This is a genomic window from Planktotalea sp. (genome assembly GCF_018607995.1).
Lineage (GTDB): Bacteria > Pseudomonadota > Alphaproteobacteria > Rhodobacterales > Rhodobacteraceae > Planktotalea.
Window position 1 is genome coordinate 96,111 of sequence record NZ_JABBAL010000008.1, and the last position, 12,205, is coordinate 108,315.

Consider the following 12,205-nt stretch of genomic DNA (forward strand, 5'->3'; position numbering starts at 1 on the left):
CAGTTAGACCTCTAGAAACGTATTTTCTCTCTGGCCCTTGTTGCCTTGTTGATCGCCGCTCCTGCCGTAATCGCAGAGCAGATTTCCTTTAATAAGTCGTGGAAAGAGCAGAAGTTCTCGCTGTTTTTCCGGAATAAATACAACTTCAAGGGTGGAACGCTTTGCGTGGCTTCTGACGGAGCCGTCACTATGGCCTATCGCGCAGTGCCTGAGGTGCTTTGGGTCGCAAGCAAAGCTAGCTGGAAGTGGAACGTGACGGAGTCCGTGCCTGCCACGGACCTACGCAAAAAGGGCGGTGATGATCGTAACCTCGCCATGTATGCGGCCTTGTTGCCTGAAGCGGAGGCGCAAAAGCTGAAAGGTGCGAGCATTCGCAAATTGCTAGGCTCGAATGCGGCGCGAGTGCTGGTCTACGTGTGGGGTGGCGACCACGGGCGTGGTCAAATATTGGGCAGCCCGTACCTTGGAAATCGTGGCAAGAGAGTCGTGTTGCGCAATGAGGGTACGGGCAGTCATTTGGAGAGCGTGAACCTCGCAAATGACTACAAGCGTGCGTTTGGCGGTGCAAAGGGGTGCAGTTGTTGGTATCGTGATCTCTGCGGATAGCGAGCACGAGCTCTAAGGTGCGTGGCGTGAGCTCGGGCTTGGCATTGAGCTAAGCCTGCTGCGTTAGATAAACGCCTGCAACCATTAAGAAAATACCGCCCGATTTTGTTATTGAGAGCGGGTTTATTTGTGCGCCGAACAGGCCAAAATGATCGATCATCGCAGCGCTTATGAGTTGGCCGAGCAGCACGAAGAACACCGCGTTCCCGACCCCGAATTTGGGCGCGATGAAAGTGATCGAGAGCACGTAGAAGGCGATCAGTAGGCCCGCTAAAAAGAAATGCTTTGGTTGCGAAAGAAGGCTTGCGCTTGGTTTGAACATCCCGGTCGCATAGACAGCCGCAGCACTCAGAAACGCGATGGCGAAAAGGACTACAGATGCCGCGACAGGCGAGCCAATGCGACCGCCCAAAGCCGCATTCAAAGCAGCAAGGATCGGGATACCTATGCCCGCAAACAGCATGGTGATCGCGTAGGTGGATGTGGGCATCACTTTGCGCCTTTCTTATAACAGCTTGCGCTAGAACAAGGCACGATGCGCGTGGCGGCGCAAGCTGATCTTGAACAAACAGGGAGATGAACATGCGAAAGAAATGGATATTGGCGAGTGCCGAGTTGGCGTAAGGCGCATGTGCGCAGGATGATGGGATGACATCGGATCTGCTGGGCGGCAAACGGCTCGATACTGAGAATTGCGCGGCCTGTCATGGTGCCAAAGGGCAGGGCAATGGGGAGTTGGCGAAGCATCTTTTCAAGTAGCCCGCCGATTTGACCGCGCTGAGCGAAAGCAATGGTGGCGAATTTCCCCAAAATTACGTGATTTCGACTATGGATGGCTTCGCGCGGGGTGAACACGTTAGCGGTGCGATGCCAGAGTTTCACGAAAAAGCTCGCGGGGCGGACTGTGATTATACAAACGGGGGAGGGTATCGGCACACCAATGCCCGCGCCTTTGGTGGCTTTGGCCGATTATTTAGAGAGCATTCAGGCCAAGTAGAACGTGGCAGTGGCCGTCGCGACGGCCTTGCCAGCGGGTTCTGCGAACATGGTGGCTTTGGTGAACAAAAGCGCCTTGCCCGCGCGCACGACCTCCGCTTCGCATCTGATGTGCGTGCCCACTCCGGGGCGCAGGAATTGCGTGTCGAGATTGGTTGTGGCGACGGATTTGACCTCGCCGTAATGGGCGAAACAGGCGAAAACCATGATGGTGTCGGCCATCGCTGCGAGCGCTTGACCTGAGAGGATATCGCCCATGCGCGTCAGCTCTTGCGTGATCGGCATGGTGGCTGTGGCTTTGCCGTTTTCGACGTCGGTGAAGGTCAGATTGAGCGCGCGCACCCATGGCGCGAAGTTCTCATCGAGGAAGGTTTGGGCGTCTGGTGGGGTCATTCTTGTATCCGGTGTGATGCGTGATATCACGCACCCTACGTTTGGGGCGGTGAGGTTTGCAATGTTTTGCGGTTATGGGCCAGAATGGCATCGCAAGTGCCCGGCCCGCGCCAATTTAGATTAATGGGCCAACGTACCAAAAATGTCTAAAACTCCGGTGACGTGAATAGCCAATTTTACATAGATAAAGTGAATTGTTCGCCGGTTGGTGCGCCTGCCCTCTTGTTTGGTTTTAAGTGACAAGTTCTGGCTTTTTGAAAATGGATTTCCTAAATTTATTTATAGTTTTTACAGCGAAGCGTCGATGATGTTTGTTAGTATCATTTAATTCAGCATTGTATTGCGGGGAGGCAAAGTGCAGCGAGCAAAGGAAACCTCCTTCCGAAGGTTCGGCGTCAAAGAATGCGAAATTGTTTCATTTGAGCGCATTTACCAATTCAGGTGTCAGCTTACTTAAGGAAAGCGGATGGTCTCCAAGGCGATACTCAAGTTGCTGGTTGGCCAAAGCGTTCTTGTTCCATTGACAACATTGCTCGCGCAACCATTTGATAGCAAAGTCATATGCAATCAGATCGCTTATTGTCTAATTAGTGACGCTCTCTCCATAGCGACTACTTATGCTGCCCTGTTCGTTAATTCGGTCGAAAACTTGGGCAATTGAAGGCGTCTCAAAACCATACTGATCAATCAAGAAACCAAAATTGGCGGATATATTAGGGGTAGGGGTAGTTGAACCGCAACTATGTAGCTTGTAAAAATGCTTGGATATGTTGTGGCTCGACACGAGCTTTTTCCTTCCTAAGTAATAGCGCGCACTTGCAATACTTCTCAAAAGTTTGCAGCTTCACCCACAAAAAACCGCGATGAGCGCTTTGGTATAGTAGTCGTGAGGCAATGTAGTCTTGATCCGCAGGGCGAAAAAGGGGGCCTTCAACTAATACGACGAACCTCCTTTCAATTTCGATATCCTCATCCAGCATCACTCAAACATCCAACTCCTCAACAAACTGAGCGTTCTCCTGAATATACTCGAACCGCTTCTCAGGCTTCTTACCCATCAAACGTTCCACTAGATCGCCTGTTTCGCCCGGTTCATCCTCGTCAATCGTCACGCGGATCAGCTTTCGTGTCTCTGGGTCCATCGTGGTGTCTTTCAGATCCTTCGCGTCCATTTCGCCCAGACCCTTAAAACGGGACACGTCGATTTTGCCGCGACCGCCTAGACCTTTTTCTAGGTGATACTTCTTTTCCGCCTCATCGAGGCAGTAGACCCGATTGGCCCCTTGGGTGAGGCGGAACAGGGGTGGGCAGGCGAGATACAAATGACCTGCGTCAATCATTGGGCGCATTTGCGAGAAGAAGAAGGTCATCAAAAGCGCCGCAATATGTGCGCCGTCGACGTCCGCATCGGTCATGATGATGACCTTTTCATAGCGCAGATCATCGACGTTGAATTTGGTGCCCAAACCAACGCCAAGCGCTTGGGTCAGGTCGTTGATCTCTTGGTTTGTACCAATCTTACCAGAAGCGGCACCGAGCACGTTCAAAATTTTACCCTTGAGCGGCAAAAGCGCCTGCGTTTTACGATTGCGCCCCATCTTGGCGCTGCCCCCCGCTGAATCGCCCTCGACGATGAACAGCTCTGTGCCCTCACGGTTGGAATTGGAGCAATCGACGAGCTTGCCAGGGAGGCGCAGTTTTTTCGTCGCTGACTTGCGCGCGGTCTCTTTTTCCTGACGGCGGCGCAGGCGTTCCTCTGCGCGTAGCACAAGGAAGTCGAGGATTGCACCTGCGGATTTCGTATCCGCCGCCAGCCAGTTGTCAAAGTGATCGCGTACCGCGCCTTCAACAAACTTCTGCGCTTCAACAGTGGCGAGGCGGTCTTTGGTTTGGCCCACAAATTCGGGCTCACGGATGAAGCAGGATACCAGAGCACAGCCACCTGTCACCAAATCATCGCGTGTGATGGATGCAGATTTTTTGTTGTTTGACAGCTCGCCATACGCGCGGATGCCCTTGAGAATCGCAGCCCAAAAGCCCGCCTCATGCGTGCCGCCCTCAGGCGTGGGGACGGTATTACAATAGGACTGGATGAAGCCGTCGCGCGAGGGCGTCCAGTTGATCGCCCATTCGACCTTGCCCGGTGCGTTGAACTTATCTTTAAAATCCACGACCCCCGCAAAGGGTTTGTCGGCGTATGTGGAGGCGGAGCCGAGCGATTCCGTGAGGTAGTCGGCCAATCCACCGGGGAAGTGGAAGGTCGCGCTTGTGGGCGTTTCACCGTCGTCGATCTCTGATTTCCAACGGATTTCTACGCCTGAGAAGAGGTAGGCTTTGGAGCGGATGGATTTGAACAAACGCGCGGGTTTGAAGCGGTGCGAGCCGAAGATCTGCTCGTCCGCGTGGAAGGTCACAGTTGTGCCGCGCCGGTTTGGGGCCGCGCCAACTTTCTCTACTGGTCCTAAAGGGATACCGCGTGAAAATCTTTGCTCGTATAGTTCTTTGTTGCGCGCAACTTGCACGACCATCGAATCCGACAGAGCGTTCACAACCGAGGCACCAACACCGTGCAATCCACCGGATGTCTCGTAAGCATCGCCGGAGAATTTACCCCCTGCGTGCAGCGTACACAGGATCACTTCCAGAGCGGATTTGTCAGGGAACTTAGGATGCGGATCAATCGGAATGCCGCGCCCGTTGTCTTTGATCACCATGGAGTAATCGCTGAGTAACTCCACCTCGATGCGGCTCGCATGCCCCGCGACAGCTTCGTCCATGGAGTTGTCGAGGACCTCGGCGACCAAGTGATGCAATGCGCGCTCATCCGTGCCGCCGATGTACATGCCGGGACGCTTGCGCACGGGTTCCAGACCCTCAAGCACCTCAATGGAGGAAGCATCGTAGTCAGTCGGCTCTGCGTCGGTCAAAAGATCGCTCATGGGGGGCCTGCTCTCCTTGGTGCGAGTGTTAGCGCGCAGTATGACAGAGCGCGGGCAGAGGGGGAAGATGTGTTCCTTGATCTTAGTGCCCAGTTTCGCCAGTGTTTGTGTGACTTCAGGGGAGAGAAAGCGCATGACTTGGATCAACACAATCAGCTATGAGGCCGCCACAGGTAAGTTACGCGAGCTCTATGATCGCGTGAAAGGGCCGGATAATAACGTCGATAACATCATGCTCTCGCACTCGCTGCGCCCTCACTCGATGGAGGGACATATGGCCATGTACAAGTACTGCCTGCATCATACAGGTAACATTCTGCCGAAGTGGTATTTGGAGTGCATTGGCGTTTACGTCTCATCTTTGAATGGCTGTCACTATTGTGTGGAGCATCACTTCCAAGGAATGCGTCGCTTAGTTGATGACGATGCGTGGTCTTCCGCTCTGCGCGCGGTTATTGAGGCAGACACGATTTTTGATGCGGCACTGGACGCGCGTGAGATCGCGGGAATGGTCTATGCGCAAAAGCTGACGGTTGAGCCTGCTGGTATGGTTGAAAGTGATGTTGAAGCTTTGCGCGTCGCGGGCTTGGATGATGGGGAGATTTTGGAGATCAACCAAGTAACTGCGTATTTCTGTTACGCCAATCGAACTGTGCTGGGGCTAGGTGTGAATACAGAGGGAGATATCATTGGGCTGTCTCCGAATAATTCGGATGATCCTGAGGATTGGGGACATAAATAAAAGGTCTAGTTTCGTTAAGGTCGCAATCCGTGCCAATTATGCTGAAGGTAGTAAATGGTTAAACTAAATGAATCGATCCCATGTAATCCTGTTCAGTTGTGGAGTGCCGAAGAGGAAATGTTAGCATAGGTGAAGGGCGAAGTTTCATCTGAAGAGTATCTTCAAGATTGCATTCGATTGATCGAAACGTACATGGACTTTATCGAAGCTCTTCGACGAATTGATCTTTCGAGTTCTCGGCATATTGCGATACTTGGTGTGTTTCTACGAACTTTTGACGCTTCATCTTACTGTTTACGCAGTGCATTTCAGGAAACTATACCGGATTTGTAATGTATGCTCGCGATATTTTTGCAAAGCAGTTTCTGTTGAGCTATCTTGTTGATGAGGACGGACGTCTGGAGACTTGGATTTCTTCAGATCCTCAGAATGTCCCAAGAGGGTATTCTCATGTGGAAATTCTCAAGTAACTAAACACATAGTGACTAATCGACTGAGTCAACCCATGCCCGAACAACTCCAGCAACTTTCCCAGCCCGTTGATGCAAAACCCAATGATCCGCTCCTTCAATCTCATGCACCGTCAAATCAGCTGCGAACGCCTCAAGTCCGTTGCGTGTCTCTGGCAAAAGCGCCGTGTCATTCATGCCCCAAAGTAGCAAATGCGGGCATTGAACCTGCAAGCGCGATACATCCATCGGAGGCAACTCCTCAGGCACCCCTGGATCTGCGACCATCAAAGGGGAGGCGCGATACCAGTTTATCATCGCTTTCAAGCAGCCCTCGCGTGCCCACTCAGCCTTATACGAGGCCAATTTTTCGCTGGTTAACCAGCTTAGGTCCATGTTGGCGGAGAACAGCTTTAGCAGTTTGTTGAAATCATCCTCTGCAAAGCGCGTTTCCGAGCCGTCTTCGCGCAGCACGTTGATGTATTGGGACGCCCGTGATTGCGCGCCGCCTGATGCCATGGCGCGTTGAAACGGCACGGGATGCACCCCGTTCACGATGATCAAGCGCGACACGAGATCGGGGAAAAACATCGCCAAGCCATAAGCGACAGAAGCCCCCCAATCGTGACCAATGACCGCACAGGGCGCGCCAAGATTTTCGATCAAAGCCGCCATATCAGAGGCTAAAACACCTGTGCGGTAGTTGGCGATCCCCTCAGGACAATAGCTTTGCCCATAGCCGCGTTGATCGGGGGCGACGCAGTAGAAATGGGCCTGCAATTCAAGCGCCAATTCTTGCCAAGCGCCTGAATACTCAGGGAAGCCGTGGAGCATCAGCAAAGGTGGCAAGGATGGATCACCCCATGTGCGCGCGAAGAATTTTTCGCCGTTTAGCGTAAACCAACGTGGCTGCATGGCGGGATCCTTTTGTCTTAAAGCTTAATTGCCAGCGTCCAATGTTTCGAACTTCAAACCTGCCGCCGTACGCGCTGGGAAACCTTCCCAATAGGTGTGCTCGTCGGTTGGCTTGCCTGCATCGTTAAGCTTGGTCACACCCTCAGTAGCACTTTCGATCAGATCGAGGTAGGCCGCTTTGCTCTCGTCGCCTTTCAGGTGCATATCCATGAAGGCCGTCGCAAAATGCTGCGCGATGTTGTTCATGCGTGTGTTGTCCCAAACTGCGTCAGCGTAATGCTCAAACGGAGCGAAAGCCATGCCCTCGACCATCTGATAGCCCTCAGCTGGGGATGGCATCGGTGCACCCGCGTTGTGGTTCGCGTTCTCGAAGGTGAGCAGATGGCGCTTGGTGCCTGTACTTTCCTTGAAGATGGAGCGCACGGCGGAGTAGACGGACACGTCATCGACAGAGCCTGCCATCAACATCAGCGGTTTGCTGAAACCAGCGAGACCGTCGGCGTCCCAGAAGCCTGTGTTCTTGCCCCAAGGCGCGATGGAAATGATCGCTTTGACCTTGTCATTTGGCATGTTCGCGTGTGTGTCCGAGCCAGCTAAGTGACGTGTGAGCAAACCGTTTGGCGTACCCCAAGGGTATTCCGTGGATGCCTGCGTGACGCCTGCGCCGCCGTAGATCAGGGCCCCGTAGCCGCCCATGGAATAACCGATCACGCCGACTGTATCGCCGTCGATGATGGCCGCAATTTCGGGTGAGATCGTCGAGAAATCTGCGAATGTTTCGACGACGAAATCCTGATCCAATGGGCGGTTCAAGAGCGTCGAGCCAAACGCGTTTTGGTCTCTATATGTGCTGTCCGTGTGATCAATCGAAACCGTAACATAGCCTTTGGACGCGAGGTTTTCCCCCAAATGCGCCATCAAAAAGCGATTGCCGGGATAGCCGTGCGAGATCACGATCAATGGAAAGCTACCTTCCGAAGCAGGGGCCGCATCACGGACTGCTTGGCCTTCAAGCGCCACTTGAACAGACGCGGCACGAAGGTTCACGCCTTCATATGTGCCGCCAGCCTCAACGCTTTCTGCTGCTGGGTACCAGACCTCGACTGTTAAAGGGCGGTCATAGGTCGGAGCGCTTTCTGCCGTTGTGTTCACGATGTCGATCTGGCCGGGATTTGTCAGTTCATACTTGCGCACACCGACGACATGATCGCCATAAGCTGAGAGCGCGGGAGCGTCGGGGCGGATCGTATCAATGCGGTTCTCTGCCATTACAGGTCCTACCGTTAGCGCGACCGCAGCGGCGGCAATTGCATGTCTCATAGTCAAAACTTCCAGATGTGATTTCTAGTAGGGCATCGTGACGTTGTTCACATATGGGTCAAGGAATACGCTACGGAAGTTGTGCATGTAGCTCTATAAGAAAGTGCGCAGATCATACATGACTGGATCGAGTGTTTCAAAGCTTTGCGTGATTGCGCCCACCAGATCACCGGAGCCGTTAGCGTCCAGATCCTTCCAAAGCACCAAAGACTTGCGGCGCAGCAGATCACCGCGCGGATGCTCTTTGTCAAAGGGGGAGGGAATGCGCTTTAACTCGGGCTTGCCATAGGTCGCACCCGCTGCCGATGCCGCATCTAAACGCGCTTGCAAAGCGTCGCCTTCACGCTCGCTCACCCATGCGCGCCAAGCGGCTTGCTGCGCCTTGTCAAAATTCATCAATCCTGCACCTGTGCGCACGTATTCCCCAGCGATTCCAAAAAAATAGACGGGCTGAGTGCCATTGCCTTGAGGGGCCCACATCATGTGAAGATGCAATGTGTAGGGCGTCTTGTCCTTGGAAAAACGAACATCACGATTGGCGCGGAAGAGCTTGGTTGTGACCGTTTGATCCAGCATGCCAGAAAGCCTGGGAGCCACCGCATCAAGCAACATCTTGGCGGGCTTTTTCAACTGGGTTTCGTAGCGGGCTTTATGCTCTGTAAACCAATCGCGGGTGTTGTTCTTTGCAAGCTCGCCATAAAGGGCGCGCGCGTCGGATATCAATGTCTCAAAAGGCTGGCTCATGTGATCGGCTCGCGTGTTGGGGTACAATAAATGTTGAGACGACGCTTGCCGCCTTTGCGCGCTTGGGTCAATGCTAAGCGCATGATCAAGTCTCAGAAAGTAGCGCAAATGCCCTATGGCCAGCACGCAAAAGCGATCATGTCGCTTGGTTTGCCGCTGATTGGCGGGCATTTGGCGCAGTTTTCTATCGGGCTAACCGATACGGTCATGATGGGCTGGTATTCTGTTGAGGGCCTTGCGGCCGTCACTCTGGCTAGCACATTTTTCTTCGTGCTGTTCATCTTTGGGTCGGGCTTTGCGCAAGCGGTGATGCCACTGGTTGCCAGCCAGTATGCCGAAAAAGACGACCTCCAAATGCGCCGCACAACGCGCATGGGTCTTTGGATGTCTTTTGTTTTTGCCATCGCCGTGATGCCGATGTTCTATTTTTCTGGCGGTATCTTGCGGGTGCTTGGCCAAGAGCCAGAACTGGTGGCGGATGCCCAAGCTTATCTGCGGATCGCGGGCTGGGGTGTGATCCCCGCGCTTGGGGTAATGGTGTTAAAATCCTACCTTGCTGCGCTTGAACGAACGCAGGTCGTGCTCTGGGTCACGCTGATTGCGATGGTGGTGAACGGATTTGCCAATTATGCGTTGATTTTTGGCAATTGGGGGGCACCTGAGCTGGGCTTGCGCGGTTCTGCGATCGCCTCGCTTGGCGTGCAGATCCTGTCGCTCTTGGTGATCGCGGGCTATGTGCTGCGTGCGCTGCCACAGCCACAAATTTTTGCGCGCCTCTGGAAACCTGACTGGGAGGCTTTCTTTCTTGTGGGGCGTCTTGGTGTTCCTATAGGCTTTACCATTCTAGCCGAAGTCGGGTTGTTTGCGACCTCAACACTGATGATGGGATGGTTGGGCACGATCCAACTGGCCGCACATGGTGTCGCGCTGCAATTGGCGAGCCTGACGTTTATGATCCACCTCGGCCTGTCGAATGCAGCCACCGTGCGTGCAGGAAATGCGCTGGGGCGCAAAGACCCAGATCATTTGATGCGCGGCGCAAAGCTGGTGATTGTTATGTCGATCCTTGTCGCACTGCTGACTATCGTGGTGTTCGTAAGCATTCCAGAGCCGCTGATTTCGGTATTTCTAGACAAAGATGAACCTGACCGTGCAGAGATCATGAAGATCGGCGCGCTCCTGCTATTGATGGCGGGCATCTTCCAATTGGTTGATGCGGCGCAGGTTATGGCTTTGGGCTTGTTGCGCGGACTGCGCGATACCAAAGTCCCAATGAGCTTCGCTGTCTTCAGCTATTGGGTCATCGGTGTGCCGTGCAGCTACCTACTTGGATTTGTGTTCCAATTTGAAGGGGCAGGGGTCTGGGGCGGCTTGGTTGTCGGCCTTGCCGTCGCGGCGATTTTGATGACTGAGCGTTTTTTCCGCCTAGGACCCAAACTGGCCCTCAAAGGCGCTTAACGGCCTTTCAGCGAACGATCTTCTTTCTTGCGCACGAGCACAGAGCGCAAGTCGTGCATGGCTAGCAGCAAATCTTCTGTCACCGCTTCAAGCTGTTCGTCACTGGCCTTGGCTTGGGCCCATTCAGTGGTGAGGTTCAAATAATCAACCGCGCGGTAGATGTCATCGATGTCACGTTCGACGCGCAGCTCTGTGCGCTCGGTCATGCAGTCTTGAATGACTCCAGCTCATGCTCGCTGAGTTCGCGATCGCCCTGGGGTCTGATCTCGCCGTTGCGAATGTTCACGGCGGCAATTTGATCCATTTCGATCCGGCGCTGGCGGTTTTCTGTATCCACACGAAACATGAGCGCACCGTTTTCGGGCACTCGAAAATAGAAATCAGGAAGTTGACCCGACATATCGGCCCTTCACGTGACTACTCGTCACGTCAGCGTAGCACAGAACGTTTGGATCCGCGTGCATGCCTCTTTCAGTGCAGCATCTGACGTTGCGTAACTGACACGGAAATTCGGTGAAAGCCCGAAGGCCGCCCCAAACACCACAGCAACGTCTGTGTCTTCAAGCAGTTTCGTCGCAAAAATCTCATCGTTTTCAACGATTGTGCCATCGGGCGTCGTCTTGCCGACGAGCCCGCTAATGGACGGGTAGACGTAGAACGCGCCTTCCGGCACGGGGCAGGTCATTCCCTCGATTGCGCTCAGCATGTCGACGACCAAATTCCGGCGACGCACGAATGTCTTGTTATTTTCCGCCAAGAAGTCCTGTGGCCCGTTCAGCGCTTCAACCGACGCCCATTGGCTGATTGTGCAGGGGTTCGACGTGCTCTGGCTTTGGATCTTGCGCATCGCGCCGATCAGCTCTTTCGGACCCGCGGCATAGCCAATGCGCCAGCCTGTCATTGCGTAGGCTTTGGACACGCCATTGCAGGTTAACGTGCGCTCGTACAAGCGCGGTTCTAGCTGGGCTGGGGTGACGAATTCGAAGTCATCATATATAAGATGTTCATACATATCATCCGTCATCACCCACACATGCGGGTGACTTACCAAGACATCAGTCAGCTCTTTCAGCTCTTCGCGGTTATAGCCTGCGCCCGTCGGGTTGGAGGGCGAGTTAAAGATAAACCACTTGGTTTTGGGCGTTATCGCCGCCTCAAGCTGACCTGCTGTCAGTTTGTAATTTGTTTGCGATGAAGCTGTCGCTATCACAGGCGTACCACCCGCGAGCAATACCATGTCAGGGTAGCTTACCCAATAAGGTGCCGCGATCACCACCTCATCGCCGGGGTTCAACGTTGCCATCAGCGCATTGTATAGAATCTGCTTGCCGCCAGTTCCGACGGAGACTTGATCGGGCGAATAGGTCAGCTCATTGTCGCGCAGAAGCTTGGCGCAAATTGCCTGCTTTAGCTCGATGATGCCGTCGGGCGCAGTATATTTTGTTTTGCCCGCTGCAATCGCTGCGATCGCCGCATCTTTGATGTTTTGTGGCGTGTCGAAATCAGGTTCGCCCGCACCAAGGCCGATCACATCGCGCCCGGCTGCCTTAAGTTCCCGTGCTTTCGTCGTGACCGCGATTGTGGGCGATGGTTTTACGCGTGAGAGTGTCGCAGATAGGAAAGTCATAGAGGGCTCCGAATTG

General features: G+C 53.8%; 11 protein-coding genes and 1 pseudogene. 4 read left to right on the forward strand and 8 right to left on the reverse strand.

What is annotated here, in order from left to right; translation table 11 throughout:
• The first annotated feature begins 48 nt into the window (after positions 1–48).
• Entirely contained in the window at positions 49–606 is a 558-nt protein-coding gene (locus QZ280_RS03010) for a DUF3047 domain-containing protein (protein WP_293441135.1), read from the forward strand.
• A gap of 49 nt (positions 607–655) precedes the next feature.
• Here the strand turns inward: QZ280_RS03010 and QZ280_RS03015 are convergent, their stop codons facing one another.
• Complete coding sequence (locus QZ280_RS03015; protein WP_293440947.1) at positions 656–1,096, reverse strand: DMT family transporter; 441 nt, start codon at positions 1,094–1,096, stop codon at positions 656–658.
• Positions 1,097–1,254: 158 nt separating this feature from the next.
• On the opposite strand from QZ280_RS03015, the gene QZ280_RS03020 reads away from it, so the two are divergent.
• Positions 1,255–1,365, forward strand: a complete 111-nt coding sequence (locus tag QZ280_RS03020; protein WP_293440948.1) for a c-type cytochrome — start codon at positions 1,255–1,257, stop codon at positions 1,363–1,365.
• A 225-nt stretch (positions 1,366–1,590) separates the two neighbouring features.
• Here the strand turns inward: QZ280_RS03020 and QZ280_RS03025 are convergent, their stop codons facing one another.
• Positions 1,591–1,995, reverse strand: a complete 405-nt coding sequence (locus tag QZ280_RS03025) for a PaaI family thioesterase (protein ID WP_293440950.1) — start codon at positions 1,993–1,995, stop codon at positions 1,591–1,593.
• 983 nt (positions 1,996–2,978) lie between these two features.
• Complete coding sequence (gene parE, locus QZ280_RS03030; protein ID WP_293440951.1) at positions 2,979–4,934, reverse strand: DNA topoisomerase IV subunit B; 1,956 nt, start codon at positions 4,932–4,934, stop codon at positions 2,979–2,981.
• Between the two features lie 133 nt (positions 4,935–5,067).
• On the opposite strand from parE, the gene QZ280_RS03035 reads away from it, so the two are divergent.
• Positions 5,068–5,676 carry a peroxidase-related enzyme gene (locus QZ280_RS03035; protein WP_293440953.1) on the forward strand — a complete coding sequence of 203 codons (609 nt, stop codon included), beginning with the start codon at positions 5,068–5,070 and terminating at the stop codon, positions 5,674–5,676.
• Between the two features lie 485 nt (positions 5,677–6,161).
• Here the strand turns inward: QZ280_RS03035 and QZ280_RS03040 are convergent, their stop codons facing one another.
• The 3 genes from QZ280_RS03040 to QZ280_RS03050 form a co-directional block, all read right to left on the reverse strand.
• Positions 6,162–7,040 carry an alpha/beta hydrolase gene (locus QZ280_RS03040; RefSeq protein ID WP_293440955.1) on the reverse strand — a complete coding sequence of 293 codons (879 nt, stop codon included), beginning with the start codon at positions 7,038–7,040 and terminating at the stop codon, positions 6,162–6,164.
• A 24-nt stretch (positions 7,041–7,064) separates the two neighbouring features.
• Complete coding sequence (locus QZ280_RS03045) at positions 7,065–8,360, reverse strand: dienelactone hydrolase (RefSeq protein ID WP_293440957.1); 1,296 nt, start codon at positions 8,358–8,360, stop codon at positions 7,065–7,067.
• A gap of 93 nt (positions 8,361–8,453) precedes the next feature.
• Entirely contained in the window at positions 8,454–9,104 is a 651-nt protein-coding gene (locus QZ280_RS03050) for a DUF2461 domain-containing protein (protein ID WP_293440960.1), read from the reverse strand.
• Positions 9,105–9,134: 30 nt separating this feature from the next.
• On the opposite strand from QZ280_RS03050, the gene QZ280_RS03055 reads away from it, so the two are divergent.
• Positions 9,135–10,562, forward strand: coding sequence for an MATE family efflux transporter (locus QZ280_RS03055; RefSeq protein ID WP_293440964.1), 1,428 nt, complete (start codon positions 9,135–9,137; stop codon positions 10,560–10,562).
• Here QZ280_RS03055 and QZ280_RS03060 read toward each other — a convergent pair.
• Positions 10,559–10,962: pseudogene (locus QZ280_RS03060) on the reverse strand (hypothetical protein). The gene QZ280_RS03055 and the pseudogene QZ280_RS03060 sit on opposite strands and share 4 nt — an antisense overlap.
• Before the next feature lie 24 nt (positions 10,963–10,986).
• Positions 10,987–12,189, reverse strand: coding sequence for a pyridoxal phosphate-dependent aminotransferase (locus QZ280_RS03065; protein WP_293440967.1), 1,203 nt, complete (start codon positions 12,187–12,189; stop codon positions 10,987–10,989).
• Between the last annotated feature and the right edge of the window lie 16 nt (positions 12,190–12,205).